A 26861-nucleotide genomic window follows, 5' to 3' on the forward strand; every position below is an offset into this window, starting at 1 on the left:
ATCAGGTCCGCCGGGTTTTTCATTTTACAGCTGTTTAAAGCGACTGGATTTCAACGAGAATATCGCTTTCGACGACGATGCCGCTTTTCAGCGCCTGCCGGCGAACGCCCTGGCTACGGCGGCCGGGCAAGCGGACATTCTCCTGCTTTTCTATCTCGCCGGCTATGAGCGCCAGTCGTTCAGTAAAGACTGCACCACCCGAGGATACCGGATCGATGACGATGATCGTGTGGCCAAGTGATGGTGGCGCGCCCTTATCATCCAGAAGGGAAGAGGCTTCGAACGCGAAATTTCCGCCGGTGAGCGCCGCGGCCATGATTTCCACCATCAGCGCCAGTGCGGCACCCTTCGCCTCGCCCGCGGGCACCATGGTTCCCTCGATGGCTTCTTCAGGGTCGGTCGTTGGCCGGCCGTTTCTGTCGAGCGCCCAGTCACCCGGAATAGTCTCGCCCTTCTGGCGGGCCGCCATGATCTTTCCGCGCGCGACCTTGGAAAGCGCCAGATCGATCACCAGAGGATCGGCGTTGCCAACCGGGGTCGCGAATGCGATCGGATTGGTGCCATAGAGGGGTTTGTTGCCACCCCACGGGGCCATGGATGCTGGCGCATTAGCGAACATCAGCGCGACAAGACCCATCTCGGCAAAACGCTCGACAGTTAATGCCATGACGCCGGCGTGATGGGAACGATGGATGGTGGCAAGCGCAATGCCCTGCTGCCGGGCCATTTCAGGCAACTGCTCCAGCGCGCAATCAATCGCCGGATAGGCATAGCCGTGGTTGGCGTCGATCGACAGGACGCCCGGCTTCACGCGCGTCGCCACCGGCCGCGCCTTGCCATCGACTTTTCCCACCCGCGCCTGGCGGACATAAACGGGGATACGGCGAAAACCGTGACCGCGCTGGCCGGCAGCTTCAGATGCGACGAGCGCCTTCGCGACCGAGCGGGCGTTTTGCGGCAGAACGCCGTTGCGCTCAAAGATAGAGGATACGAGATCCTCCGCCTCTGCGATTGAGAATTTCATTCCGGAATGCCTCTGCTTGGTAAAGTCGACAAAGACCTACACCATCGAAAACATTCGCGAAATCTTATTCACGCGCAAACGGATATGCGCGTGAGGAATAGTGGACATGTCCGTTTGATTTAAACGGGTTCTAGCGGATGCTGATCGGTAGCGTGATCGTCTTGCTTGCTTCCGGAGGCGGAGCAGGCACAGGTGACGCACTCTGAATCCAAGCCGCAATCTGCTGGTCGATTGAGGAATCGCCGGTGGATTGGACCACGCTGACCCCGCTGATCGCGCCTGCATCATTGACCCTGAACCGCACCGTTGCTGTCATTGCATCACTGCGAAGCGAACGCGGCTTGCGCCGCTGGATATGGGAACGAACCTTCGATCCCCATTTTGCGGGTGAGGCGGAAGAAGAAGAAAAGAACCCGGCATTGTTGCGCGATGCCGCTGTCCTGTCGGACTGCTGTGCCTCGGCCTTTGCCGTTTCACGCAATTCCGATGCCTGCTGCGGTTTGGGGCGCTGGCGCTCGACCTTCTTTTTCTCTTCCGGCTCTTTCTTTTCGACCTTCTTTTCAACGGGCGGCGGTGGCGGCCGAATGACAGGCAAGGGAACCTCGATATTTTCGAGTTCCGCCATCATCTGTTCCTGCACGGGGTCGATCTGCTCTACCGGCTCAGGAATTTCCTGCGGCTCGACAATCTCCTCAACCGGCGGTTCCGGCGGCTGCACGGGTTCCGGCGGTGGCGTTTCCGCAACCGGTTCGGGTGGCGGCGGTTCCTCCGGTGGAGGTTCCTCCATCGGCTGGCTGTTGTCGCTCTTTACCTCTTCGGCGTCCTCGACGTCCTGCGCCGGTGTCGTTTCCTCGGTGTGGACGGCTTCCGGTATCGCCGCCATCTCGATCATGATCGCGGCTGGCGGCGGCCCACCGGCATCGAGCTCTTCCGGTTCCTGCATCAGATAATAGGCAAAACCGGCATGAACGCTCAGCATCAGCAGCGCCGCAGCGGACCACAGCGTCACTTCCCCCAGACGGGAATGTCGGGACTGCGGGTAGCCGTTTTCAGTCATGGCGCCGTTCCCGGCGCCGTCGGCGCGGCGGGCTGGGCAGCATTGGCGGGCGGCGATGCCGCACCGACATTTTCCAGACCCACCAGGGCGATCTTCAGATAGCCGGCATCCCTGAGCAGGTTCATGATTTCCATGAAGTGACCGTAGTCGACCGCCTTGTCGGCGCGCAGGAAAATGCGCGTATCCTTCTTGCCTCCCGTCTGCCGGTCGATCGAGGCCGCCAGTGCTTCCCGGGCAACGACATCATTGCCGAGGTTGAGCGAGAGATCGTCCTTGACCGTCAGATAAAGCGGCTCTTCCGGACGCTCCGCCGGCTTGGCGGTGGATGCGGGAAGGTCAACATTCACATCCACCGTGGCCAACGGCGCAGCTACCATGAAGATGATGAGCAGAACCAGCATCACGTCGATGAATGGCGTGACGTTGATCTCGTGGTTTTCGGAGAGATCGTCTCCGCTATTTTCGCGAATACCGCCAGCCATGACCGATCACCGTCCAACCAGCGAGACTGCGGGCTTGCTGGTGCTGCCCGGCGGAATGCGGCGGAAATCGAGATCGCGGCTCACGAGGCGCTCCACGCCGGCGGCGGCATCCGCCAGCAGATGACGGTAACCGGTGATGGAACGGGCAAAGACGTTGTAGATCACCACCGCCGGAATAGCGGCAACGAGGCCGATGGCGGTGGCGAGCAGCGCCTCGGCAATGCCCGGCGCCACGACGGCAAGGTTGGTGGTCTGCGATTCCGAAATGCTGATGAAGGAGTTCATGATGCCCCAGACCGTGCCGAACAGGCCGACGAAAGGAGCGGTGGAACCGATTGTCGCCAGAGCACCGGTTCCGCGTGACATGCGGCGACCGGCATGGGTTTCAATACGCGACAGTGCCGAGGAGACACGCTCCTTGATGCCACCGCCGTCCGTGTGTTCGACCACCGCATCGGAAAGCTGCATTTCATGGGTTGCCATGCGCAGCATGAGTGCCGCCGGTCCGCCCTTGTTTTCGACGGCATCGGTCGCTTCCGTCAGGGTTTTCGCCCTGCGAATGACCTTGAGCGTTGCCCCGGCACGCACCCGCGCACCCGCAAGCTCGATAGACTTCGCCACCCAGACCGTCCAGGTGATGAGCGAGGCGAAGGCAAGACCGATCATCACGCCCTTCACGACCCAGTCCGCGGCCATGAACATGCCCCATGGCGACAGGTTATGCGGGATGTCCGCACGATGCTCGGCGCTAGTGGGTTCGGCACTAGCGGGTTGGGCGCTGGTGGGCTCGGGGCTGACGGGCTCTACCGGAGTGGAGACTTCGTTCGGCGCAAGCGTTCCATTCGTCTGGGGTGGCTGCTCGGTCTGCGTCGGCTGCGGCGCAGCGCCTTCAGTTGCGGACTGAGCAGGTGCAGGCTGGTTCGATGGCGGCTGGACGGGGGCAGCGGCCGGCTGTTCCGGTGCGGTTGCGGACGGCGGCGCAACAGGCTGGAGTGCCGGAGCGCTCGGCGTCGCTGGCGTTTCCACCGGCGGCTGGGCGGGCTGAACCGTTTCCGCCTGAGGCGCGGGCTGGGCCTGGGGTTCGGATGCTGTCTGAGCCAAACCCGCGCCTGCACTCAGCCCGGCCAGCAGTGTAACTGCCACAGCGAGGGAAACATGCCGTGTTTTGTTTGCCCTGGTGAAGGACGCGGAAGAAGTGGAGGTCTCAGCTGACATAATTTTTATCCCGGATTTCCGTCGATGAACTCATCCGTAGATTGGCCGGTTCGTGAAAGCCGGGGTCATGAACGGATGCCGTCGTGAAAGCTTGACGTTCCGATAATAAACCTGAGTTCTTTTGACAACTATTATATTATCAAAAGACGACCCGTAAACTCTTCTTTACAAAAAAGTGACCGCTCGCGTGGCCTCAGCCGTTTTGCGACGGCGAAAATTGCGCCACCAGGGCATGCCGGTCGCCGGGATAGGTCACCCGAACGCGGGTGACGTAATCCGTCCCGTGCCAGGTACGGCGGTCGATGACCAGACATGCTGCACCGGATGCGATGCCCAACGCCACCGCATTCTTGCGGTCGGCGGAGACTGCGCTGATGCGATGTTCGGCTGCACTCCAGGGCACCATCTTCAACAGCCAGGTGCCCGGACCGGTCTGCGAAAAATCCGTAAATTCCGCCTCCGGGACGGCGGTGACATTTATAATGCGTTCTTCAAGGCAAAAGGGAATGCCGCCGGCAAAATGCGTGCAGGTGAGTTCCAGCACCCGGGCGTCGGCGGCAAGCGCCATTGCCGCACTGTCTTTTTCACCCGCAGGGCGCAGACGTCGCTTGTCGAGACGGTATCCGTAAACGAGGCCGAGCGCCTGAACCTCCCGCTCGATATCATGGATTTCCAGCACGGCCGATTGCGCATGGGGCTGGCGAACGAAGGTTCCGAGGCGCCGGCGTCTTTCAATCAGGCCGCGCTGCACCAACTCGCCCAACGCCTTGTTCACCGTCATGCGCGAACAGGCATATTGCCGGGTCATCTCGTGCTCGAAAGGAATACGGTGCCCCGGCGGCCATTCGCCTGACATGATATGGCGCTCGACATCGTTGCGGATGCGCTCGTGCAGTGATTTCTCCTGAAGATCGGCGCCTGTACTCCTCATCCCGATGCTTCTCTCCTCCCGGTTCGCTGGATCAACTATCCATGGGCAGCGGCGGCGATCGCCTCGCTGCGGATTTCCTCCGTCAGCTTCGCGCGCAGCTGCGAAAATTCCGGGCTGGCCTTGACGGTGTAGTGACGCGGATGCGGCAGGTCGACCGGCGTGATCGACTTGATGCGACCCGGCCTTGCCGACATGGTCACCACACGCGACGCCATGAAGACCGCTTCTTCGATGTCATGGGTGACGAAAATGACGGTCTTCTGCTCCCGTTCCCAGATGCCGAGCAGCAATTCCTGCATCAGCCCGCGCGTCTGGTTGTCGAGGGCGCCGAAAGGTTCATCGAGCAGCAGGATTTTCGGGCCGTTCGCCAGGGCGCGGGCAATGGCCGTTCTCTGCTGCATGCCGCCGGACAGCTGTTTCGGCCAATGGTTCTCGAAACCGCGCAGGCCGACCTTATCGATATAACTATCGACGATCTCCCATTTTTCCTTCTCGGCGACGCCGCGTTCGCGCAGACCGAAGGCGACGTTTTCCCTGATCGTCAGCCAGGGAAACAGCGTGTAGGACTGGAACACCATGCCGCGATCCGCTCCCGGCCCCGTCACCGCCTTGCCGGACAGCAGGACCTCGCCGGTCGTCGGGCGGTCAAGCCCGGCGATGATGCGCAGCAGGGTCGATTTTCCGCAGCCCGACGGGCCGAGGATGGTAACGAAATCATTGCGCGGGATTTCCAGATTGGTCGGCTGCAAGGCCAGTGTCGGCTGCCCGCCCTGCACGCCCGGAAAGGTGCGGCTGACGCCCTTGATAACGAGTTCGCTCATCAGGCAAGCCTCCAGGCGAAAAGCTTCCGGTTCAGCGATTTGAACGCGAAATCGGAAATGAGGCCGATAACACCAATGACGATGATGCCGAAGATGATCTGGCCGGTCGCCATCAGCGCCTGGCTGTTGATGATCATATAACCGATGCCCGAGGAAGCACCGATGAGTTCGGCGACGATGACATAGGTCCAGGCCCAGCCGAGAACGAGACGGAGGATTTCGGCAATGTCAGGCGCGTTGGCGGGAATAAGGACACGGCGCACCACACCCCGGTCTTTCGCACCCAGCGTGTAGGCGGCCTCCACCAGATCGCGCCGCGTGCCGGCGACAGCCACGGCCACCATCAGGATGATCTGGAAGACCGCGCCGATGAAGATAACCAGTAGTTTCTGCATCTCACCAATGCCGGCCCAGAGAATAAGCAGCGGCACGAAGGCGGAAGCCGGCAGATAGCGGGCGAAGGATACGAAGGGCTCAAGCAATGCCTCGATGGGCTTATAGGCCCCCATGGCGATGCCAACAGGCACGGCGACGACCGATGCCAGCACAAAACCGCCCACCACGCGCCAGATGGTCATGCCGATATCACTGGCAAAGCCCTGATCGGTCAGCAGATAGATGCCGTCCTTCAGCATGGTGATGGGGTCTGCCAGAAAAGTCGGCGATACGAAGCCGCCCAGCGTGGCGAGGCCCCAGGCGGAGAAAAACAGCATGAAGAACAGAATGCCGAGGGCAATTCTCGTGCTGTTCCTGATGGGTTGAAGTGGTTGCATTCTGTCGCCTGTGTGGGAGAACCGACGCGGCAGCTGCGCCGCGGCCTCAAGGCGCCTCCACACCATTCGCGGCGTAGAAGACGCTTTCCTGCATGTCATTGGCGGCAACATTCCGGCAGGGGAATGAAGCCGCCTGTGGGCGTTACTTGATGAAGGATGTATCCGCGAGCGTCGAAAGATCGGGCTTCGACTTGATCACGCCGATTTCGAGAAGCAGATCGGCCGACTTTTCGGAGAAGGTCTTGAACTCACCTTCGAAGAATTTCTGGTTGGCGGCCTTGTCCTGCCATTCCAGGAACTTTGCCGAAGCCGCAAAGGCCTCTCCCGCCTGCTTCACATCGGCACCCATCGTCGCATAGGATTTCTCAGGGTCCGCCTTGATGAGGTCGAGCGCCTGGAAATAGCTGTCCGCCAGGGCTTTCGCCGCCTGCGGATTGTCCTTCAGGAAATCCGGCGTGCAGCCGAACGTATCCATAACAGCGGGATAATCGAGCGTCGTGGCGAGGATTTTGCCCTTGTCGGGGGCAGCGCGCACTGTGGAGAGATAGGGTTCATAGGTCATGGCCGCATCATTCTGGCCGGCGACGAATGCCTGCGCGGCCGGTCCCGGCTCAAGGTTGACGACCTTCACATCCTTCAGGGTCATGCCGTTTTCCTTGAGGATCCAGGCAAGGAAGAAATAGGGAGAGGTGCCCGGCGCGGAAGCGGCAATCGTCTTGCCCTTGAGGTCCGCGACCTTTGAGACGTCGCTGCGCACCGCGATACCATCGGCACCATGGGATTTGTCCATCTGGAAAATCTGGGTGGACTTCACGCCATTGGCGTTCCAGGCGATCCATGTTTCCACCGTGGTGGCGGCGCACTGGATGTCACCGGAAGCGAGGGCCAGATGCCGGCTGGCCTGCGGTATCTTCTTGATATCGACCTTCAGGCCGTTCTTTTCAAAAATACCCGCCTGCTTGGCAAGGGTAAGCGGCGCAAAACCGGTCCAGCCGGACATGCCGATGGTCACCGATGTCTCAGCATAGGCGGAAGCGGATGAAACAAGCGCTGCAATTGTGGCGATAACCCACGTTTTTTTCATGGTCTGAACCCCTTTTGGTTTATTTTTGTGCGACATTTTTTATCGCTTTATTTGAGGCATCGTAGGCAGGGTTTTTAGATTTGTCTAGACAAAGTAGAGGCGTTTGCTCGCTTCCGGAAAGATTGCAAATCGGGCACCTACCGTCCTACACATAGAGTTATACGGACCTGCACCGGTTCGCCGTTTTCGCATCGGGCTGCCATGACCAGACAGAGACGCCGTAACATCATCAAGGCAAGGCGCACCGGAACCGGCATTGCGCTGGTTGCCGCCATTTCCTTCATCGCCGGAATGACGGATGCGGTGGGTCTTTACGTTTCCGGAGATTTCGTCTCCTTCATGACTGGCAACACCACACGCGCTGCAGTCTCGATGGAGGCAGGCATATACGCCCACGCCGTCAAACTGCTTTTCGCCATCGTCGCCTTCGTGGCGGGCAATGCCGGCGGCATCGTAGTGGCGCATAAATTCGACCGACGCATCTTTGCGGTTCTTATGACGGTGGGCGGGCTGCTGGCGATTGCGGCACTGCTGCGCGACGAGGCTTCCGGTCTCGTGCAATTTTATCTCGTCGTTTTTGCCATGGGCATGGTCAATGCCGCCGTGGAGCATATTGAGGGGCTGCCTATCGGGCTGACCTATGTAACCGGCGCCCTTTCCCGTTTCGGTCGCGGCATCGGTCGCTTTCTGCTCGGCGAACGCAGCCTCGACTGGGGCATCCAGATCGTACCATGGCTCGGCATGATCACCGGCGCAATCTGCGGCGCCGTGTTAGGCGCCACACTGCATTCGGATGCCCTATGGGTGGTTGCGGCTTCGGTTTTCGCTATAGGCTTCACCACCCTCGTCATTCCGCGCTCGCTTCGCCAGCGATACAATCAGAGGGTCAAAATCCGGCGGATTGCGCCATAAGGGCTGCCGCCGTCACTTACGCGAAATGGTGACGAATTTCGTGCCGCGCACCCGCACCGTCATCAGGCAAGGCTCCTTGTCGGTGCGTTCGCAATAACGCGGATGCATCTTCAGCACGAAGACCATGTTGCCGAAACGCTTGATGAAATCGTAGCCGTAAATTCGGGCCGTGGCGATCATCAGATAACCGCCCTCCTTCACCTGGACATAGAAATTGTAAGGGCATCCCTCGTCGTCACAGGCGCGGCCTTTTTCGCCGTCGCAATCCAGAACACCGTGATTGACGACGGCATCCATCAGCCCGTCATTATTGATATCCAGCCGTGTGACAAAATCGTCGCCGAAGGCCGCCACCTTGCACTCCTTGCGGAAATGGTCCTTTTCATAAATCTCGGGATCGTTCACCAGCTGCTGCTGTGCCGCCAGCGCCACCGGAAACATCAGAAGAACCAGTGTCTGAAGAGCGACAACGATAGCGATTCGCACGGCATTTTCCTTTGCATCCGTTTCGGTTATGGATGTTGCGATCATCCGGGCGGCCAGCCTAGAGTTTAGTGCTTGCGCGACACTGACGTGTTCGCAGCCCATGTTTCGGGGGAACCTTTTTATGACACTGCTGGGTTTTCTCGACTATGCCGGTGTCGCCATCTTTGCCGCAACCGGTGCCCTGGCCGCCTCGCGCAAGCAGCTCGACCTGATCGGCTTCCTGTTTTTCGCAGCCGCGACCGGGATCGGCGGTGGCACGGTGCGTGACCTCGTGCTGGGCAGGGCGCCGGTCTTCTGGGTGGTGAACCCAACCTATATTCTGGTCTGCGTATCGGTCGCTGTCCTGCTGTTCTTTACAGCACATCTTTTCGAATCCCGTTACCGGGTGCTGCTATGGCTCGATGCCCTTGGCCTCTCCGCTTATTGCGTGATGGGGGCAGCCAAGGGCCTCGCCGCAAGCGGCTCTGCAACGGTTGCCATTGTCACCGGTGTTCTGACGGCCACATTCGGCGGCGTGCTGCGCGATATTCTTGCCGGGGAACCATCCGTGCTTCTGCGACCGGAAATCTACATCACCTGCGCGCTTTTGGGCTCTTCCACCTTCATTGTCGTCTATTTCCTCGGCGCGCCGCTTTATGCCGCATCCGCCGCCGGCGTATTGACGGCTTTCGGCGTCCGGTCTGGAGCGCTGATCTTCGGATGGACTTTCCCGCCCTACAGGGCCAAGCCCGGCAGGCGCCCCGAAGACATCATGAAGTGAGCGGGCTAAAGCCGCCTGAAACAGAAATGGCGCCCGTGGGCGCCATTTTCATTTCCGGTATCTGCCGAGGGCCTCAGCCGCGCTTGCGGCGAAGGCGGATGACCACATCTACATGGGCGATTTCCATGCCTTCAGGCGCTTCCGGCAGGTTGCCGATGTGGAGATTGTTGACGGGGATGTCGAGAACCTCGTTCTCGCCCTCAACGAAGAAATGGTGGTGATCCGACACGTTGGTGTCGAAATAGGTGCGGGCACCCTCGACAGCCAGAACGCGGATGAGGCCGGCCTCGGTAAACTGATGCAGCGTGTTATAGACCGTGGCGAGAGAAACAGGCACGCCGGCCGTGACCGCCTCATCGTGCAGTTCCTCGACCGTCAGGTGGCGATCACCCTTTGCGAAGAGAAGATCGCCCAAAGCCACACGCTGACGCGTGGGGCGCAGCCCCGAGCGCCGCAGCCTCGTTCCGATATCCAAAGTGGCGTCAAATGCCATGCAATCCCATTCCAAGCACAGGGGTGAAATTCACCAATTGCATTAGCATATATCTTTTGCAGCGAATGCTTTCAATAGTTTCAGCGCCGCGAGACGCGGCAAATGGCGGCAAACCGGCCATTCTTGCAAATTTCCTCTGGTTCCTGCCGGATGGTTCCTGTATGCGGACGACATATTGAGGTAATGACTTCTGCAAAGAAGGTTCTGAAGACAAAGAATGGGGGCGAAACGGCCTCTGCCCTTGCAGCGCTTCATTTTGAACCTAACTTGCTCTAGTGAAGTCAATCAACACCAGTAACTGGGGAAGTGAAAGCGGTATGGCAACGAGGCAATCAAGTTACAATTATGAGGAGATCCTGTCCTGCGGTCGCGGCGAATTGTTCGGCCCGGGAAATGCCCAGCTCCCATTGCCCCCCATGCTCATGGTTCACCGCATCACCGAAATTTCCGAAACCGGCGGCGCGTTCGACAAGGGTTTCATCCGCGCCGAATACGATGTCAGCCCCGATGACTGGTATTTTCCCTGCCACTTCCAGGGCAACCCGATCATGCCGGGCTGCCTCGGCCTTGACGGCATGTGGCAGCTGACCGGTTTCTTCCTCGGCTGGCTGGGTGAAGAAGGCCGCGGCATGGCGCTTTCCACCGGCGAAGTCAAATTCAAGGGCATGGTTCGCCCGAACACCAAGCTCCTGCAATACGGTATCGATTTCAAGCGTGTGATGCGCGGCCGTCTGGTGCTTGGAACCGCCGACGGCTGGCTGAAGGCCGACGGAGAAACCATTTATCAGGCGACGGACCTTCGTGTAGGGCTGTCGAAAGAAAAGACCGCCTGAAGCAGACGGAATAAGTCTTGGCAAGGCCGGGCGGCGTCGGTCGTCCAGCCGAAATCTTAAGAAAAGGTCCCTTTCATGAGACGAGTTGTTGTCACCGGCCTCGGTATTGTTTCTTCCATCGGCGGTGATGCCGCTGAAGTCACCGCATCGTTGCGCGATGCCAAATCCGGCATTTCATTTTCGCCGGATTTTGCCGAACACGGTTTCAAATGCCAGGTCTGGGGCAAGCCGTCTCTCGACCCGACCGAACTGGTCGACCGCCGCGCCATGCGCTTCCTGTCGCAGGGCGGCGCGTGGAACCATGTCGCCATGAAACAGGCGATCGCCGATTCCGGTCTCGAAGAGAGCGACATCAGCGGCAATGAACGCACCGGCATCATCATGGGTTCGGGCGGTCCTTCCACCCGCACCATCGTTGAAGCGGCCGATATCACGCTGAAGAACAACAGCCCGAAGCGTATCGGCCCCTTCGCCGTGCCGAAGGCCATGTCGTCCACCGCGTCCGCGACACTCGCCACCTGGTTCAAGATCCACGGCGTCAACTATTCGATCTCGTCAGCCTGCTCCACCTCGGCGCATTGCATCGGCAACGCCGCCGAGATGATCCAGTGGGGCAAGCAGGATGTGATGTTTGCAGGCGGCCACGAAGACCTCGACTGGTCGATGTCCAACCTCTTCGACGCCATGGGCGCAATGTCGTCCAAATATAACGAAACGCCTTCCCTCGCTTCGCGGGCCTATGACGTTAATCGCGACGGCTTCGTCATCGCTGGCGGCGCTGGCGTACTGGTTCTCGAAGAGCTGGAACATGCAAAGGCGCGTGGTGCGAAGATTTACGCCGAGATCGTCGGTTACGGGGCAACCTCCGACGGTTACGACATGGTGGCTCCATCAGGCGAAGGCGCGATCCGCTGCATGCGGCAGGCACTCGCCACCGTCAAGGGCGACATCGACTACATCAATACCCACGGCACCTCGACGCCGGTTGGCGACAGCAAGGAAATCGGTGCTATCCGGGAAGTCTTCGGCGACAGGATCCCGCATATCCAGTCGACCAAGTCCCTCACGGGCCATTCGCTCGGTGCGGCCGGCGTGCAGGAATCGATCTACGGCCTGTTGATGATGCAGGAACGCTTCATCGGCGAAAGCGCACATATTTCCGAACTTGACCCGGAATTTGCGGGCGTTCCGATCGTTCGCAGCCGCATCGACAACGCCAAGATCGACACCATCCTTTCCAATTCCTTCGGCTTCGGCGGCACCAACGCCACGCTGGTCTTCCAGCGTCATAACGGATAATTGCCCATGAACGGCATCATGCAGGGTAAACGCGGCCTCATCATGGGCGTCGCAAACAATCACTCCATCGCCTGGGGTATTTCCAAGGCACTTGCGGCGCAGGGCGCGGAACTGGCCTTCACCTATCAGGGCGAAGCGCTTGGCAAACGCGTAAAACCGCTTGCCGCAGAACTCGGTTCCGACTTCATCGTGCCTTGCGATGTCGAGGACATCGCCTCTGTGGACGCGCTTTTTGCGGCAATCCGCGAAAAATGGGGCTCGCTGGATTTCGTCGTGCACGCCATCGGCTTTTCCGACAAGAATGAGCTGAAGGGTCTCTACGCGAACACAACCCGCGACAATTTCAGCCGCACCATGGTCATTTCCTGCTTCTCATTTACGGAAATCGCCAAGCGTGCCGCTGAACTGATGACGAATGGCGGCTCGATGCTGACGCTGACCTATAATGGTTCGCAACGCGTCATCCCGAACTACAACGTCATGGGCGTCGCCAAGGCGGCACTCGAAGCGTCCGTGCGTTATCTCGCTGCCGATTACGGCCCGCGCGATATTCGCGTCAACGCCATCTCGGCTGGCCCGGTCCGCACGCTGGCGGGCGCCGGCATTTCTGACGCCCGTGCTATTTACGCATGGAACCAGAAGAACGCGCCGCTGAGGCGTACGGCGGATATCGAGGATATCGGCGGATCGGCGCTTTACCTGCTGTCCAACCTGTCGCGCGGCGTAACCGGCGAATGCCATTATGTGGACTGCGGTTATAACATCACCTCGACACCCACGCTCGAGGTTCTCTCCAGAGCGGATGCAGAATAACCCAGCCTTTTCAGGTTCAACGAAAGCCCGGCAATATGCCGGGCTTTTTGTATTATGCACCGTCTCAATTTCGGAAATCACTAAAGTATAATTCATCGAAGTAACTGAATTTAAACACCGGGCTGGTTATGGTCCGCAACAAATTCAACGGTTGCGCTTGCCGCATATTCTAGAGATCGACACATATGCGACTGGCCAGACTGACGCCATTGCTGAAAAAATTCGGGGTCTCGCGCGAAGGGACAGCGGCCATTGAATTCGCGATTCTCGCCATTCCCTATTTCCTCGTCGTTTTTGCGATTATTGAGACTTTCATCGCCCTGATGGCGGAACAGGTCGTCGTGAATGCCACGGAAACCATGGCGAGGCGTCTGCGCACCGGGCAGATCAGCAGTTCGATTTCGAAAGAGGATTTTCGCAAGAGCTTCTGCAACGAAGTCTCGGTGATGATCACCTGCTCTGCGGATGAGATCAAAACCGAACAAAAACTCTATATCGACCTTCGCTCCTTTCCTGCCTTCAAGGACATTCCCACGACGGTACCACTGAAGGCTTACGGCGAATATTACGATCTCGACACGGCGCAATTCGGCTTCAAGCCGGGCGGACCGGAAACGATCAACATGCTGCGCGTTTATTATCGCTGGCGTGTCATCGCCGATATCATCCGACCTTATCTTACAAAAATACGTCCAGCTGACGGGTCTATGCCCTCGCATTTCCTTATCGTCGCGACCGACGCTTTCGTGAACGAGAAATACACCACAAGCGGGGGCTCATGATGGCAGGGCTGATGGCCGCCGTCGCGAACGGCAGACTTCGTTTTACAGCACTCGTCACACGCTTCGTAAAAGATCGCCGTGGTGTGGGCGCTGTGGAATTCGCAATTCTCTTCCCGATATTGCTCGCCCTTTACGTGACATCCTTCGAGCTGACCATCGGTTACAATACCTATAAGCGGGCAAGCAGCGCTTCAGCGACGATAAACGACCTGATCTCCAAAACGAGCTCCGTCGACAAGACTTATCTCAAAAACATGCAGAATGTTGCGGCGGCTGTCTTCGCGCCTTACAGCACGAACGGTTTGAAGCTGAAGATCAGTGGCGTAACGATTGACAAGCAGAAACAAGCGAAAATTGCCTGGTCCTGGGATGAGAACGACCAGAGACCATATGCGGTGGGATCGGCAGTGGCGGTTCCAACCCGCCTGCTCATCGAAAACAGCTTTCTCATTCACGTCGAGCTTTCCATCCAGCATGAGTTGCTGATGTTCATGCCCGACATCGCCTCGTCCGGCGTAAGGTCGATCACCATCGGCCGTGATTATTTCTTCAAGCAGCGCGATGCGGAGGTCACCTGCACCAATTGCTGAGCCATAAGGCGCAGCAAGAGGGGACCTCCCACATACTCCGCTTCTAATAGACGTCACGCAGATAACGCTTTTCGCGCTTCAACCGGTTCACATAATCGCTTGCCGCTTCAGCAGAAATGCCGGCTTCGTCGGCGACGATCTGGTGCAGGGCGTCATCTACATCCTTCGCCATGCGGGTCGCATCACCGCAGACGTAGAAATATCCGCCTTCTTCGAGCCATTGATAAAGCGCCTTGCCGTTCTGGCGCATGCGGGTCTGGACATAGATCTTTTCCGCCTGATCCCGCGAGAAGGCAAGGTCGAGGCGCGTCAGCACGCCATCACGACTCATGTCGCCAAGCTCGTTTTCGTAGATGAAATCCGACTGGCGGTGCTGGTCACCAAAGAACAGCCAGTTCCTGCCGTTTGCACCCCTTGCCTGCCGCTCCTGCAGAAAGGCCCGGAAAGGCGCGATGCCCGTGCCCGGTCCGACCATGATGACAGGCGCGTCATTATTCTGCGGCACGCGAAATGCTTTGTTGGGCGAAACGAAAATCCCGGCATTCTGGTTGGCTTCCACCCGATCCGCCAGATAGGTGGAGCATACGCCGCCACGCTCGCGGCCCTCGGCACGATAACGCACGCTGGCGATCGTCAGATGCACGCTGTTTTCCGCAACCAGTGGGCTGGAGGAGATGGAGTAAGCGCGATGCTGCAGCGGCTTCAGGAAGGTCACGAATTCGGCAAGATCGAATATGGGCTTTCCGCCGAGATTGAGCAGATCGAGAATATCCTTGCTCCAGAGAAAGGCGGCAAGCTGCTCCCTGTCTCCGTTGGCAAGGATATGGCTCAACTCGTCATATCCTGCGCGCTTGCCGATTTCGGCCACCAACTCACGCGAAGGCGTCGATATCTCGAACATGTTCAGAAGCGCATCGCCAACCGGCCGGTCGAGCCCGGCGACCTCGCCATCCGCACTCGCTCCAAAGCAATCGAGCAGAGCACCGACCAGTTTCGGATCGTTGAGGGGGACCACACCAAGTGCATCACCGGCCTCATAGTCGAGGCCGCTCGCGCCGAGATCGAATTCGTAATGACGAATCTCCTTGGACGAGGCCGGGCCGGAAAGGAGGCGATTGACGCTCACCCGTGACGAATAGGGGTTCTTGCGACCCCAGCCCTGTTTTGCCCGTGCCGGCGGCTCGGCGACCACAGGCGTCACCGCGGCTGCATTGCCGCCATCGATGGCGAGGGCAAGCGGCAGCGTCTCGCCGATCCAGGCGGCGGCGGCATCCTCAAAATCGATATCGCAGTCAATACGCGTCTTCATGCGCTTGCCGCCGAGCTGTTCGAAGCGCGTATCGATAAGCTTGCCCGCCTGGCAGAAGCCGTCATAACCGGTATCGCCGAGTGCAAGAACGGCGAAATTCATCTCATCCAATCGTGGTGCACCATCGGCGGCAAGCGCTTCCCAGAACAGCTGGGCATTGTCAGGCATCTCGCCTTCGCCATAGGTTGAGGTGACCACGATGACCCGCTTCATGGAGCCGAGACTGTCCATGGAAACGTCGTCCAGCGCCGTTACCACGGGCTGCATGCCCTGGGTGCGGGCAGCGGCAGCGATATCCATCGCCAAGGCCTCGGCGTTGCCAGTCTGGGTGCCGACAAGGATGTTCAGCAGGCTGGCCGCCGCCTTGGGGGCAGCAGCGGCCACCGATGTGTCGAGGCTGATGGCGGTGCGGGAGTGGAGCCCCGCCAGAAAACCGGCGAGCCAGGCGCGCTGGTCGCCGTTAAACGGCGCATCCTGTGGAATGTAAGGTATCTTCATCATGCTGCCCTGTTCTGGCTGGATGCGGTGGCAAGGTCTGGAATGGCGCGAGCGGCGAAAAGCTCCTCGAAGCCCGGCAGGCGGCCGATCTTCTCGATGTTTTTCCGGTTCTGCTGAATGATCCAGCCATAGGTGCCGGGGCTATCCACCGACCAGATGTTCCGGCGCGCCAGCGCCTGTTTGTAATCGTCAAGCCGCTTGGCCGCGATCATCACCGCAAGCTGTTCGTCGCTATGGTCGGAAAGCGCTTCGCGGGCATATTTCAGCAGCCGCTGCATCAGCGCGTAATCTTCCGTGAGGATGAGATTGCGCACAGCCTTTTCGATGGCAGGATCAGAAGGGCCGGATGCCATCGGCAACCGTTGCAGGGCGATGGCCTGCGCCATGCTCAACACGGTATAGTTATTGAGCAGCGCATACATGTCTTCCGTATCCGTCTCGCCATAACCCGGCACCGTTCCATTCAAAACAGCCTTGCGGTCGCGATAGGCGAGCTTGAACTTGCGCAGCTGATGGGCGGCAAGTGCCGACGCCAGCTCCTCCAGCAGCTCCTTGCGGGGCTTGGCTTTGAGGATTTCGTCGCTGTCCTGATAAAGCAGCAGGGCGCGCGGCATACCGTAGACGAAATTATGCTGTTCGCTTTCCCAGTTTTCCAGAAGCCATGCCGCCTTGGCCGAGCCGGTCTCTGCGACATGCAGGCTCAGAAGCTGGTGGACTGCCTGATTGTGGATCGCTGCCTGTTCATCCTCACCGGTGATCGAGCCGAGCAGGATGGAGTCGTGGCTGACCTTCTTTGGCAGATCGCCATAGGGATCATATTGATAGACGAAGCCACCGCTCATGCCGTTACCAAAACCCTTGCCGAAACTGCCGAGGTTGAGAACCGCGCCGTTGGTCATATATTCGCAGGCAAAATCGCCGACGCCTTCGACCACGGCGGTGGCGCCGGAATTACGCACCGCGAAACGGTCGCCCGCCTGCCCTTCCACGAAGGTGCGGCCGCCGGTTGCGCCGAACAGCGCGAAATTACCAACCAGCACATTACCACCCGCCTCTTGCGAACCGCCGCCGGGCGAGCGCACGACGATGGTGCCACCACAAGCGCTTTTGCCGACACCGTCATTGCAGGTGCCGGTATGCACCATGACCATGCCGTCGTTGCAGAAAGCGCCGAAGGACTGACCGGCGGAACCTGACGTATCGATGCGCACCGAACCCGCTTCCAGAAAACGGCGGCCACGGCCATCCCGCTTGACGGCCGGAAGCGCGTCCAGCTGCTCATCGGAAAGTTCGTGGTTCAACATGCGTTCGATATCGACGGCGAGCTGGCCGCCGACGCTCTTGTTGCAATTGTTGAGGAAACGATTGCCGCCAAGCTCGATGTTCTCGCGCTTGCTGTCAACCAACGCCGAACGCACGAGATCGATGAAGGCATCGTCGAGTGCGAAGTCCTTTTCCATATAGACCGGGCTGTCGATCTTCACCTCTTCGACCACGGCAAGCATTGCCCGGAGGTCAAGCTGGCCGACGCTTGCCGGATGATCGAGGAGGTGAAGAAGGTCAGAACGACCACGGGCTTCCCGCAGCGAGGCAATGCCAAGCCCGGCCAGAATCTCGCGCGTTTCATGGGCGATGTTCATGAGATATTGCGCCAGCGCCCGCGGATCGCCGTTGAAGGCTTCCTGATTGGTGGTGAGACCGGCCGGGCACTTGATGTTGCAGTTCTTCGCCATCACGCATTTCAGCATCATCAGCGCCGTTGTGCCGAATTCGAAACTGTCGCCGCCAAGTAACGCCGACTTCACCACGTCGCTCGCCGTCTGGTGCGCGCCGGAACAACGCAGCAGCACCTTGGCACGAAGGCCGGTGGCGCAGAGCGCCTGATGCACCTCGGCAATGCCGATTTCCGCCGCGCGGCCGGTATATTTGAGGCTGGTAACGGCCGCCGCACCAGTGCCGCCGGTATTGCCTGCAACGTTGATCACGTCGGCACCAGCTTTGGCAACGCCGACTGCAATCGTGCCTATGCCTTCCGACGACACGAGCTTGACGATGACACGCACCCGCGCCGCCTTGGCGTCATGAATGAGCTGGGCCAGATCCTCGATCGAATAGGTATCGTGATGCGGCGGTGGCGAGACGAGTTCGACGCCTGGCGTGCCGCCGCGTGCCGCCGCGATTTCCACCGTCACCTTGGGAGACGGCAACTGCCCGCCCTCGCCCGGCTTTGCGCCCTGGCCGATCTTGATCTCGATCTCTTCCAGCATTGGATCGGCAAGATAACCGGCCCAGACACCGAAGCGGCCGGAGGCGAACTGCTTGATGCGCGAGGCACGGATGGTGCCGTAACGGGAAATATGCTCGCCGCCCTCTCCGGAATTGGACATGCCACCAACCATGTTGGTGCCGTGGGCAACCGCCTCATGGGCAGCCGCGACCAACGCGCCGTGGCTCATGGCACCCGATGCGAGGGTCTTGGTGATCTCACTGGCCTTTTGCACGGTCTCAAGCGGAATACTATCAGGTGCGGTGCGGATAAGTGAGAGATAAGCGGATGCCTCTCCCTTCGCCTGCACCATGAGCGCACCACCTTCCAGCCAATGGCCGGCGATGTCGTCACCGAAACGGTCGAGCAGCGACTGGCCGAGTGCCGCTAGGCGGGCAAGTTCATGACCGTGTGGGCCGATCAGCTGTAGCCGGAACGCGCTGTCTCCTGCCTCTTCGCAGCGCAATCCGCGCACCATGAAGCTGTTATTGCCCTGCCGGGAAAACCGCCCCATTTCCCGGCGGAATTCTTCGGCCGAACCGGCAAAGGTCACATCGGCCGGCAATTCCAGAACATCGCGCAGGGCGGCCGGGCGGCGCGCCCTTTCTTCTGCCATCATACGAGCAAAAGAACGATAACCGGGCGTCACCTCGAATGCGTCGATGGCCTCCGGGGTCAGTCGGTCGAAGCTGTTGTGATAATAGGCCGCATCATTAAGACCGAAAGCGTCCTCCAGCCGGTTGAGCGGCAGAAGGCGCAGAGCCTCCTCGTTTTCGGTTCCCTTGTCGAAACCGATCTTTTCCTCCGTCATGTCCACGAAGCCGCGAACTGCCGTCGTGCCATAGGAATGCCCGGCACCTTCAGCGCGTTCCTTGAAAAGACCGAGCAGCGGAATGTCGTTCTCCCCCTTCACCGAAAGCGCCTTGCGGTGCCAGTCCGCAACAGCCTGCGCGATGACGGCAAAGGTGACGCCGCCAACCGGGGTCTTCACATTCGGGAAATAGCGCTTCAGGACGGGATCGTTGGTGTCGAGGAAATTCGGCTCGAAGAACTCGCCGCCGATATAACTTTCCGCCGTGCACAGGCCGACTTTGCCCATGGTCTTCATCAGCGACTTTTCCGCCGCCTTGGCGAAGCGCTTGAACGCCTTGTCGGCCTCGGCGCCGAATTTCTCTTCCGCACGGAACTGTACGCCGAGCGGATAGACCGCCGAAGCACCGAAACCGAGGCCGGCAGCGATATGATGGGAGGAGGAAAACTGGCCGCTCTCGACGATCAGGGAAACACGTAGCCGCAGACCTTCCTCGATCAGCCGCTGATTGATGGCGGAAACGACCATGATCATCGGCAAGGCCGCGCGGCCTGCCGAGACATGGCGGTCGGTGATGACGGCAATCCCGCCCTGCTCGGCTGCGAAAGCCGCAACCTCGTCGCAGAGGCCATCGATCGCTTGCCGAAGCACTGCCTCATTGGCATCAGCCGCATCAAAGATCGGCGTATAGAGCATTTCGAAACGACGAACCGGTGTCTCGGGCTGCTCGCGAATACGCAGCATGTCGAGGTGGGTGAGGATCGGCGACCGCACGACGATCTGGCGGGCCTTGGCAGCGCCGCTATTCGGCTTTGCGCCCAACGCCACCCGCAGCGTCATACCATCGGCCTCACGGATACTGTCGAGCGGCGGATTGGTGACCTGCGCGAAACGTTGCGAGAAATACTTCGCAACCCCACCTTCCTGATCGGACAATGCGTTGATGGCATTGCCGTAACCCATCGCCGAAATCTTTTCCGCACCGGAGGCCAGCATCGGGTCCATCAGGAACTTGAAGCTCTCCTGATTGTGCGAATAGGCGACATAACGCTGGTGCCGTTCCAGATCGCCATTATAGCGCAACGGTGAGCCTTGCTTGTCGGCGGGCACTTCCGGCAGATCACCAAGCATCACGCGCGCTTCCGATAGCAGCGACGAATAGTCCCGCTGCGAGGCCAGAAGCTCCAGCGCCTCGACCGTGGAAAAGGCACGACGCTCGGCATGATCGTAATAGAGCATGCCGCCCGCCTCAATGCGGCCGCGGCGGATGACGCTTTCCGCCGGAAAGGCGATCTGACCTGCCTCAGACATGACGCAGAGATAGTCTTCCGTCTCGACGGTGCGTAGCGGGCGCAGGCCAAGGCGATCGAGACGCGCACCAATGATCGTGCCGTCGCCGAAGATCAGCGCGGCGGGGCCGTCGTTCTTCTCTTCATAGAGCGAGAAATATTCCAGCATCGCCTTCACACCCGGCGACAGGGTGTCGTCGTTTTCCCAGGCCGGCGGCATCATCGAGACCACGGCGGTGACGAGGTCGAGGCCATCCTCCATCACCCGCGCCTGCAATGTCTGGTCCAGACGGCAGCTGTCCGACTGGCCCTTCGGCCGGATAATGCTGGCATTCTTCGCCAGCGCCACCGCCGCTTCTGACAGCCGGTTCTTCTTGTCGGTGTTCAGCTCACCATTATGCGCCATCAGGCGGAAGGGCTGCGCCATGGAGGGGTGCGGATCGGTATTGGTGGAGAACCGCGTGTGGAAATACATCGTATGCACTTCATGGCGCGGGTCGGTCAGATCGCAGAAATAGGGCATAACCTCCTGGGAGTTCAGACGGCCCTTGAGCACCTGCGTGCGCGCGCTGAGCGACAGAGGGTAAAAACCGGCAAGCTGCGGCACGGTGTAAGCGAGCGCTTCGATGGCAAGCAGCGCCTTGTGGATGCGCCAATCGAACTCGGCAAGGGTTGCGCATTCCACTGGTGCCGAAAAGACCCATTGGCGAATCGGTAACTGGTAGGGGATTGCGGCGGGACGGATGGCCGCGTCATTGACCGGTACATCGCGGACCAGCAGGACCGAAAAGCCCTGCTCTTTCAGGGCGCTGTCGATAATACCGACGGCCTCACCGTGGAAAGCCGGGTTTTGCGGCAGAAAGAAATTGCCGACGCCGAACCGGCCGGCCTTGAGGGCACCTTGTCCCGTCAGCTCACGAAAAAAGGAGAGCGACAGGTCCAGCGACACGCCCGCACCATCGCCAACGCCTTCCGCCGACATGCCGCCGCGATGCGGCACGGCACAGAGCGCCTCATGACCGCGCTTCAGCACATCATGCGTCTGCACGCCGTCCTTGCGGGTGATGAAACCGACGCCACAGCTGCTTTTTTCAAAAGCCGCATCGTAAAGGCCGAATTTTTGCTCCGTCACGCTCAAGGCACTCTCCTCTCATTGCGCATTTCGCGCGGCATCACCCTCTTTTTCCCGAAACCCGGCGCGTCAGCCGGCACTCTGCGGGCGGAGCCGCAGGCGACCTGGCTGCTCCTCTTTTTTCTGCTTATCGGCGTTTAATGGCGCGAACGGTCGTTTTGCGGCCGGCAAACGGCGTGGCGGCAATGGCCGCTTTTTCGCAAATAATGATCGTCGTCGTTCGCATCGCGTTCCCTGATGGCCGGCATTTCCGGCACTGAGACACACTTAATTATGTCAGTATTGCTTACATAATATTTCATGATGTAGTGAGTCAAGATTAAAATCGGTCTTGCGCAATAAAAAAACAAAAACGCCGCGAAATCCGACAGGATTCCGCGGCGCGATGGCTGCAGGGATTGTTAAATTGCCCAGATCAGTCCGAAGGCATTTCCAGCGTTCGGCTGAACCAGAGGGCAACCAGCGTACAGACGGCACCCGACATCAGGTAAATTCCGACGGCGAACAGTCCGAATTTGGACGAAAATCCGAGTGCAACGAGCGGTGCGAAACCGGCGCCGATCAGCCAGGAAATATCCGAGGTAAGTGATGCGCCGGTATAGCGGTATTCACGGCTGAAGCGGGATGCCAGTGCACCGCCCGCCTGACCGAAGGACAGGCCAAGCAACGCGAAGCCGATCAGAACGAAGAAGTAGCGGCCGATATCGCCGGAACCCAGAAGAACGGGTGCCACGACGCTGAAAAGACCGATGAGAACCGCAGCGATAGCCAGAAGCTTCCGCCTCCCGATCCTGTCGGCCAGAATGCCGGACACCACGATCATACCGCCGGCGATGATGGCGCTGACGAATTGCACGAACAGGAAGTCCGAGACACGCTGGCTTGTATTGAGCGACACCCAACTCAGCGGGAATACCGTGACGAGGTGGAAGAGCGCAAAGCTTGCCAGCGGCACGAAGGCACCGGTGACCACGACCGGAAACTGCGAGCGCAGCATCTTGAACATCGGGCGCGGCTCCAGCTCATGCTGTTCCAGCATGGCCTGGAATTCCGGCGTGACGATCATGCGCAGGCGGGCAAAGAGCGCGAGAACATTGAGCGCCAGCGCCACGAAGAAGGGGAAACGCCAGCCCCAGGCGAGGAATTCCGCATTGGAAAGCTGCGTGACGAAAACGATGAAAAAGGCGCTGGCAAGACCGAAGCCCATGGCCGCACCGATCTGCGGCATCATGGCGTACCAGCCACGCTGTTTCTGCGGTGCATTCATGGCAAGCAGCGAGACGAGGCCATCCCAGGCACCACCGAGACCGAGACCCTGGCCGATGCGGAACACTGCCAGAAGACAGGGAGCAAGCATTCCTGCTTCCGCATAGGACGGAAGGAAACTGATCGCCATGGTGGAGCCACAGAGCGTGAACAGGGCCGCCATCAACTTGACGGCGCGGCCGAACTTGCGGTCGATCTGGAGGAAAATCAGCGAGCCGATCGGCCTTGCGATAAAGGCCAGAGAGAACACCGCGAAGGAGTAAAGCGTGGCCGTCAGCGGATCGACGAAGGAAAAGAAGACGTGCGGAAAAACGAGGGCGGAGGCGATGGCATAGATAAAAAAGTCGAAAAACTCCGTCATTCTGGCAAGAATGACCGCAATCGTGATGCGATCCGGATCTACCTTGACCGGATCTGTTCCATGACCATTGGCTTCCGGCGCCTGCCCAAATGATGGAGCAGCATTGCTATAACTCATAATATCCCTCCTGCGTCATGGTCGAACCATTCCCTGTAACGCTCGGGCTCCTCTTCCGTTGCGTTACGATGCGACGGATTGTCACACGCACCCTCCGTAACGTCAATTGAAGTTTGATAAGAAAGGCTTGCCCCGCAAGCTCGCTATGCGATAATGCAGCCGCTCCGCCTTCAAACGCAGCTCTGCCCGCACATGGTGCATCGCGAAGGTTTCGCTGCACCGCGACAATATACCTCATTCTAAAAATGATGTTCGGCAATTATTCGCGGCATAATCCAAACTGTACGAGTTCAGAGAACGTGCGCATGATCAAAAAAATCCCATCCGCCCTTCTGGCTATTCCGGTACTGCTGCTGCTCAGCGGCTGTAACCTCGTGGTCATGAATCCCTCGGGCGACGTCGCCATCCAGCAGCGCGATCTCATCATCACGTCCACGGTTCTGATGCTGCTGATCATCGTCCCGGTCATCGTGCTGACGCTGTTCTTCGCGTGGAAATATCGCGAATCGGCGAAAGCCGAGGATTACGATCCCGAATGGCACCACTCCACGCGCCTTGAAATGGTGATCTGGTCGGCCCCTGTCGCCATCATCCTGATGCTCGGCACGGTCACCTGGATTTCCACCCACCGTCTCGACCCCTACCGTCCTCTGGAGCGCATCGACGAAAACCGTCAGGTCACCGCCGATATCAAGCCGATCACTGTCGAAGTGGTGGCCATGGACTGGAAGTGGCTGTTCTTCTATCCCGAACTCGGTATCGGCAGCGTCAATGAATTCGCCGCTCCGGTCGATGTTCCGATCAACTTCAAGATCACCGGCACGACCGCGATGAACTCCTTCTTCGTTCCCGCACTCGCCGGCCAGATCTATGCCATGGGCGGCATGCAGACCAAGCTGCACGCCGTCATCAACAAGGAAGGCGTCTATGACGGCTTCTCGGCCAACTTCTCCGGCCCCGGCTTCTCCCACATGCGCTTCAAGTTCCACGGTCTCAGCCAGCAAGGCTTTGATGAGTGGGTTGCCAAGGCGAAAGAAGGCGGCAAGGGCTTCGGCCGTCAGGAATATCTGGAGTTTGCAAAGCCCTCGGAGCGCGAGCCGGTGCAATATTTCGCCTCGGTCGATCCGCAGCTTTACAGCGCCATCCTCAACCGCTGTGTCGAACCCAACAAGCTCTGCATGCGCGACATGATGCATATCGACGCCAAGGGCGGCGGAGGCAAGGAAGGCATCGACATCGCCAAGGCGCTGAACTCCGTTGTCTGCACACCGCTTGCGCCTTACGGCGTCGCCAGCGGCCCCCAATCCACTCCAGCTGCGATCAAAGGTCAGACTTTCGAACCTGCGGCGCTGCCGGAAACCAAACAAGTCGCTGGCTGACGATACGTCCCGGCATTCTTCGGCGCGGCCTGGCTGCGCCGACCTTACGTCTTAGAATCGCAAGAGGCTGAAAATGATCGTCAATTCCGATCAAACGTCGTTCCTGTTCGGGAAGCTGACATGGGAGTCCATCCCGCTTCACGAGCCCATTCTTGTCGCCACCTTCGCGGCCGTGGCGCTGGGCGGCATCGCCGTCGTTGGCGCCCTCACCTATTTCCGGCTGTGGGGTTATCTCTGGAACGAATGGTTCACGAGCATCGATCACAAGAAGATCGGTATCATGTACATCATTCTGGCGCTTGTCATGCTGTTGCGCGGCTTTGCCGACGCCATCATGATGCGTGTCCAGCAGGCGATCGCCTCCGGCGGCTCGGAAGGTTATCTTCCGCCACACCATTACGACCAGATTTTCACGGCCCATGGCGTCATCATGATCTTCTTCATGGCCATGCCGATGATCACCGGTCTCATGAACTTCGTCGTGCCGCTGCAGATCGGCGCCCGCGACGTTTCGTTCCCTTTCCTCAACAACTTCTCCTTCTGGATGACCACGGCCGGCGCCGTCATAACCATGATCTCGCTGTTCATCGGTGAATATGCGCAGACCGGCTGGCTCGCCTATCCGCCGCTTTCCGGTATTGATGGCAGCCCGGGCGTCGGGGTGGATTATTACATCTGGGGTCTGCAGATCGCCGGTGTGGGAACGACACTCTCAGGCATCAACCTGATCGTGACGATCATCAAGATGCGCGCGCCTGGCATGACCATGATGCGCCTGCCGATCTTCGTCTGGACATCGCTGTGTTCGAACATCCTGATCGTGGCTTCGTTCCCGATCCTGACCGGCACACTCGCGCTTCTCACCCTCGACCGTTACGTTGGCACCAATTTCTTCACCAACGATCTCGGCGGCAACCCGATGATGTACGTCAACCTCATCTGGATCTGGGGCCATCCCGAAGTTTACATTCTGGTACTGCCGGCATTCGGCGTCTTCTCGGAAATCGTTGCGACGTTCTCCCGCAAGCGCCTCTTCGGTTATGCCTCGATGGTTTATGCAACGGGTGTCATCACCATCCTTGCCTACATCGTGTGGCTGCACCACTTCTTCACCATGGGTTCCGGTGCAAGCGTCAATGCTTTCTTCGGCATCACCACGATGATTATCTCGATCCCGACGGGCGCGAAAATCTTCAACTGGCTCTTCACCATGTATAAGGGCCGCATCAATTTCGACGTTCCGATGCTCTGGACGATCGGGTTCATGATCACCTTCGTCATCGGCGGCATGACCGGCGTTCTTCTTGCCGTTCCGCCTGCGGATTTCGTGCTGCACAACTCGCTGTTCCTCATCGCCCACTTCCACAACACCATTATCGGTGGCGTGGTGTTCGGTGTGCTTGCAGGTATCGTCTACTGGTTCCCGAAGGCCTTCGGTTACCGTCTCGATCCGTTTTGGGGCAAGCTGTCCTTCTGGTTCTGGTTCATCGGCTTCTACTTCGCCTTCATGCCGCTCTATATTCTCGGCCTGATGGGGATTACCCGCCGTATCAGCCAGTTCGAAGACAATTCGCTGCAGATATGGTTCCTGATCGCCGCCTTCGGCGCCTTCCTGATCGCGCTCGGCATCGCCTCCTTCGTCATTCAGCTCATCGTCAGCTACCTGAAGCGCGATCAGCTGCGCGACGTGACGGGCGACCCCTATAATGGCCGCACGCTGGAATGGTCGACGTCGTCGCCACCGCCCGCCTACAACTTCGCCTTCACGCCGGTCATTCATGACGTGGATGCCTGGGCGGACATGAAGAAGCGTGGTTACGACCGTCCGCAGGAAGGGTTCATCCCGATCCATATGCCGAAGAATACCGGCGCGGGCGTCATCATCAGCGCCATCAGCGTCGTCCTCGGCTTCGCCCTGGTGTGGCATATCTGGTGGCTTGCGGCTCTTTCGATGCTTGCCATCATCGCAGTCTCGATTGCCCACACCTTCAACTACAACCGCGAATACTACATTCCGGCTTCCGACGTTTCGACCGTTGAGGCTGAGCGTACAAAGCTGCTTGCGGAACAGGCGTAAC

General features: G+C 59.2%; 22 protein-coding genes. 9 read left to right on the top strand and 13 right to left on the bottom strand.

What is annotated here, in order from left to right; genetic code table 11:
- Positions 1-34 precede the first annotated feature (34 nt).
- From ACQZ5F_RS12545 to ACQZ5F_RS12580, 8 genes are all read right to left on the bottom strand, one after another.
- Complete coding sequence (locus ACQZ5F_RS12545) at positions 35-1024, bottom strand: Ldh family oxidoreductase (RefSeq protein ID WP_225339608.1); 990 nt, start codon at positions 1022-1024, stop codon at positions 35-37.
- 130 nt (positions 1025-1154) lie between these two features.
- A complete protein-coding gene (locus ACQZ5F_RS12550) occupies positions 1155-2081 on the bottom strand; it encodes a TonB family protein (RefSeq protein ID WP_052820140.1) in 927 nt (308 codons plus the stop codon).
- Positions 2078-2563 carry a TonB system transport protein ExbD gene (gene exbD, locus ACQZ5F_RS12555; protein WP_046799164.1) on the bottom strand — a complete coding sequence of 162 codons (486 nt, stop codon included), beginning with the start codon at positions 2561-2563 and terminating at the stop codon, positions 2078-2080. The genes ACQZ5F_RS12550 and exbD overlap by 4 nt, the downstream gene beginning before the upstream one ends.
- Positions 2564-2569: 6 nt before the next feature.
- On the bottom strand, positions 2570-3778 hold the full coding sequence (gene exbB / locus ACQZ5F_RS12560) for a tonB-system energizer ExbB (RefSeq protein ID WP_225339609.1): 1209 nt from the start codon (positions 3776-3778) through the stop codon (positions 2570-2572).
- Positions 3779-3971: 193 nt separating this feature from the next.
- Positions 3972-4709, bottom strand: coding sequence for a histidine utilization repressor (gene hutC, locus ACQZ5F_RS12565; RefSeq protein WP_052820138.1), 738 nt, complete (start codon positions 4707-4709; stop codon positions 3972-3974).
- Between the two features lie 35 nt (positions 4710-4744).
- Positions 4745-5530, bottom strand: a complete 786-nt coding sequence (locus tag ACQZ5F_RS12570) for an ABC transporter ATP-binding protein (protein WP_046799161.1) — start codon at positions 5528-5530, stop codon at positions 4745-4747.
- Complete coding sequence (locus tag ACQZ5F_RS12575) at positions 5530-6303, bottom strand: ABC transporter permease (protein ID WP_225245025.1); 774 nt, start codon at positions 6301-6303, stop codon at positions 5530-5532. Before ACQZ5F_RS12575 ends, ACQZ5F_RS12570 begins: the two co-directional genes overlap by 1 nt.
- Positions 6304-6445: 142 nt before the next feature.
- The gene (locus tag ACQZ5F_RS12580; protein ID WP_225339610.1) at positions 6446-7387 is read right to left on the bottom strand and encodes an ABC transporter substrate-binding protein; all 942 of its coding nucleotides are present in this window, start codon (positions 7385-7387) and stop codon (positions 6446-6448) included.
- 201 nt (positions 7388-7588) lie between these two features.
- Between ACQZ5F_RS12580 and ACQZ5F_RS12585 the strand changes: the two genes are divergently transcribed.
- A complete protein-coding gene (locus ACQZ5F_RS12585) occupies positions 7589-8299 on the top strand; it encodes a YoaK family protein (protein WP_225339611.1) in 711 nt (236 codons plus the stop codon).
- A 12-nt stretch (positions 8300-8311) separates the two neighbouring features.
- Here the strand turns inward: ACQZ5F_RS12585 and ACQZ5F_RS12590 are convergent, their stop codons facing one another.
- Positions 8312-8830 carry a hypothetical protein gene (locus tag ACQZ5F_RS12590; protein WP_046799158.1) on the bottom strand — a complete coding sequence of 173 codons (519 nt, stop codon included), beginning with the start codon at positions 8828-8830 and terminating at the stop codon, positions 8312-8314.
- A gap of 76 nt (positions 8831-8906) precedes the next feature.
- On the opposite strand from ACQZ5F_RS12590, the gene ACQZ5F_RS12595 reads away from it, so the two are divergent.
- Complete coding sequence (locus ACQZ5F_RS12595; protein WP_046799157.1) at positions 8907-9545, top strand: trimeric intracellular cation channel family protein; 639 nt, start codon at positions 8907-8909, stop codon at positions 9543-9545.
- 73 nt (positions 9546-9618) lie between these two features.
- Here ACQZ5F_RS12595 and irrA read toward each other — a convergent pair whose 3' ends face one another.
- Positions 9619-10038 carry an iron response transcriptional regulator IrrA gene (gene irrA / locus ACQZ5F_RS12600; RefSeq protein WP_046799156.1) on the bottom strand — a complete coding sequence of 140 codons (420 nt, stop codon included), beginning with the start codon at positions 10036-10038 and terminating at the stop codon, positions 9619-9621.
- Positions 10039-10355: 317 nt separating this feature from the next.
- Here irrA and fabA point away from each other — a divergent pair, with 317 nt between their 5' ends.
- The 5 genes from fabA to ACQZ5F_RS12625 all read left to right on the top strand — a co-directional run bounded on the left by fabA (position 10356) and on the right by ACQZ5F_RS12625 (position 14355).
- Positions 10356-10871, top strand: a complete 516-nt coding sequence (gene fabA / locus ACQZ5F_RS12605) for a 3-hydroxyacyl-[acyl-carrier-protein] dehydratase FabA (RefSeq protein ID WP_035219583.1) — start codon at positions 10356-10358, stop codon at positions 10869-10871.
- A 75-nt stretch (positions 10872-10946) separates the two neighbouring features.
- The gene (gene fabB / locus ACQZ5F_RS12610; protein WP_137085683.1) at positions 10947-12170 is read left to right on the top strand and encodes a beta-ketoacyl-ACP synthase I; all 1224 of its coding nucleotides are present in this window, start codon (positions 10947-10949) and stop codon (positions 12168-12170) included.
- 6 nt (positions 12171-12176) lie between these two features.
- Positions 12177-12983, top strand: coding sequence for an enoyl-ACP reductase FabI (gene fabI / locus ACQZ5F_RS12615; protein ID WP_046799154.1), 807 nt, complete (start codon positions 12177-12179; stop codon positions 12981-12983).
- A 185-nt stretch (positions 12984-13168) separates the two neighbouring features.
- Positions 13169-13765, top strand: a complete 597-nt coding sequence (locus tag ACQZ5F_RS12620) for a TadE/TadG family type IV pilus assembly protein (protein ID WP_046799153.1) — start codon at positions 13169-13171, stop codon at positions 13763-13765.
- Complete coding sequence (locus ACQZ5F_RS12625; RefSeq protein WP_046799152.1) at positions 13762-14355, top strand: TadE/TadG family type IV pilus assembly protein; 594 nt, start codon at positions 13762-13764, stop codon at positions 14353-14355. Before ACQZ5F_RS12620 ends, ACQZ5F_RS12625 begins: the two co-directional genes overlap by 4 nt.
- A gap of 43 nt (positions 14356-14398) precedes the next feature.
- On the opposite strand, the gene ACQZ5F_RS12630 is transcribed toward ACQZ5F_RS12625, so the two are convergent.
- The 3 genes from ACQZ5F_RS12630 to ACQZ5F_RS12640 all read right to left on the bottom strand — a co-directional run bounded on the left by ACQZ5F_RS12630 (position 14399) and on the right by ACQZ5F_RS12640 (position 23404).
- Positions 14399-16165 (bottom strand): diflavin oxidoreductase, encoded by a 1767-nt coding sequence (locus ACQZ5F_RS12630; RefSeq protein ID WP_082178953.1) that lies wholly within the window; start codon positions 16163-16165, stop codon positions 14399-14401.
- A complete protein-coding gene (locus tag ACQZ5F_RS12635; RefSeq protein WP_263647278.1) occupies positions 16162-21666 on the bottom strand; it encodes a glutamate synthase-related protein in 5505 nt (1834 codons plus the stop codon). The genes ACQZ5F_RS12630 and ACQZ5F_RS12635 overlap by 4 nt, the downstream gene beginning before the upstream one ends.
- A gap of 409 nt (positions 21667-22075) precedes the next feature.
- The gene (locus ACQZ5F_RS12640; protein ID WP_225339613.1) at positions 22076-23404 is read right to left on the bottom strand and encodes an MFS transporter; all 1329 of its coding nucleotides are present in this window, start codon (positions 23402-23404) and stop codon (positions 22076-22078) included.
- A gap of 305 nt (positions 23405-23709) precedes the next feature.
- On the opposite strand from ACQZ5F_RS12640, the gene cyoA reads away from it, so the two are divergent.
- Positions 23710-24783 carry a ubiquinol oxidase subunit II gene (gene cyoA / locus ACQZ5F_RS12645; RefSeq protein WP_046799149.1) on the top strand — a complete coding sequence of 358 codons (1074 nt, stop codon included), beginning with the start codon at positions 23710-23712 and terminating at the stop codon, positions 24781-24783.
- A 73-nt stretch (positions 24784-24856) separates the two neighbouring features.
- Positions 24857-26860 carry a cytochrome o ubiquinol oxidase subunit I gene (gene cyoB / locus ACQZ5F_RS12650; RefSeq protein WP_046799148.1) on the top strand — a complete coding sequence of 668 codons (2004 nt, stop codon included), beginning with the start codon at positions 24857-24859 and terminating at the stop codon, positions 26858-26860.
- The last annotated feature ends 1 nt before the right edge of the window (position 26861 follow it).

It is taken from the genome of Agrobacterium sp. 22-210-1 (assembly GCF_053522525.1).

Coding starts and splice junctions, on each gene's coding strand:
- ACQZ5F_RS12590 (WP_046799158.1), bottom strand. CDS start 8,830: ATGATCGCAACATCCATAACCGAAACGGATGCAAAGGAAAATGCCGTG.
- irrA (WP_046799156.1), bottom strand. CDS start 10,038: ATGGCATTTGACGCCACTTTGGATATCGGAACGAGGCTGCGGCGCTCG.
- ACQZ5F_RS12575 (WP_225245025.1), bottom strand. CDS start 6,303: ATGCAACCACTTCAACCCATCAGGAACAGCACGAGAATTGCCCTCGGC.
- ACQZ5F_RS12585 (WP_225339611.1), top strand. CDS start 7,589: ATGACCAGACAGAGACGCCGTAACATCATCAAGGCAAGGCGCACCGGA.
- ACQZ5F_RS12630 (WP_082178953.1), bottom strand. CDS start 16,165: ATGATGAAGATACCTTACATTCCACAGGATGCGCCGTTTAACGGCGAC.
- ACQZ5F_RS12580 (WP_225339610.1), bottom strand. CDS start 7,387: ATGAAAAAAACGTGGGTTATCGCCACAATTGCAGCGCTTGTTTCATCC.
- hutC (WP_052820138.1), bottom strand. CDS start 4,709: ATGAGGAGTACAGGCGCCGATCTTCAGGAGAAATCACTGCACGAGCGC.
- exbB (WP_225339609.1), bottom strand. CDS start 3,778: ATGTCAGCTGAGACCTCCACTTCTTCCGCGTCCTTCACCAGGGCAAAC.
- ACQZ5F_RS12595 (WP_046799157.1), top strand. CDS start 8,907: ATGACACTGCTGGGTTTTCTCGACTATGCCGGTGTCGCCATCTTTGCC.
- ACQZ5F_RS12570 (WP_046799161.1), bottom strand. CDS start 5,530: ATGAGCGAACTCGTTATCAAGGGCGTCAGCCGCACCTTTCCGGGCGTG.
- fabB (WP_137085683.1), top strand. CDS start 10,947: ATGAGACGAGTTGTTGTCACCGGCCTCGGTATTGTTTCTTCCATCGGC.
- exbD (WP_046799164.1), bottom strand. CDS start 2,563: ATGGCTGGCGGTATTCGCGAAAATAGCGGAGACGATCTCTCCGAAAAC.
- ACQZ5F_RS12545 (WP_225339608.1), bottom strand. CDS start 1,024: ATGAAATTCTCAATCGCAGAGGCGGAGGATCTCGTATCCTCTATCTTT.
- fabI (WP_046799154.1), top strand. CDS start 12,177: ATGAACGGCATCATGCAGGGTAAACGCGGCCTCATCATGGGCGTCGCA.
- ACQZ5F_RS12550 (WP_052820140.1), bottom strand. CDS start 2,081: ATGACTGAAAACGGCTACCCGCAGTCCCGACATTCCCGTCTGGGGGAA.
- ACQZ5F_RS12640 (WP_225339613.1), bottom strand. CDS start 23,404: ATGAGTTATAGCAATGCTGCTCCATCATTTGGGCAGGCGCCGGAAGCC.
- cyoB (WP_046799148.1), top strand. CDS start 24,857: ATGATCGTCAATTCCGATCAAACGTCGTTCCTGTTCGGGAAGCTGACA.
- cyoA (WP_046799149.1), top strand. CDS start 23,710: ATGATCAAAAAAATCCCATCCGCCCTTCTGGCTATTCCGGTACTGCTG.
- ACQZ5F_RS12620 (WP_046799153.1), top strand. CDS start 13,169: ATGCGACTGGCCAGACTGACGCCATTGCTGAAAAAATTCGGGGTCTCG.
- fabA (WP_035219583.1), top strand. CDS start 10,356: ATGGCAACGAGGCAATCAAGTTACAATTATGAGGAGATCCTGTCCTGC.
- ACQZ5F_RS12625 (WP_046799152.1), top strand. CDS start 13,762: ATGATGGCAGGGCTGATGGCCGCCGTCGCGAACGGCAGACTTCGTTTT.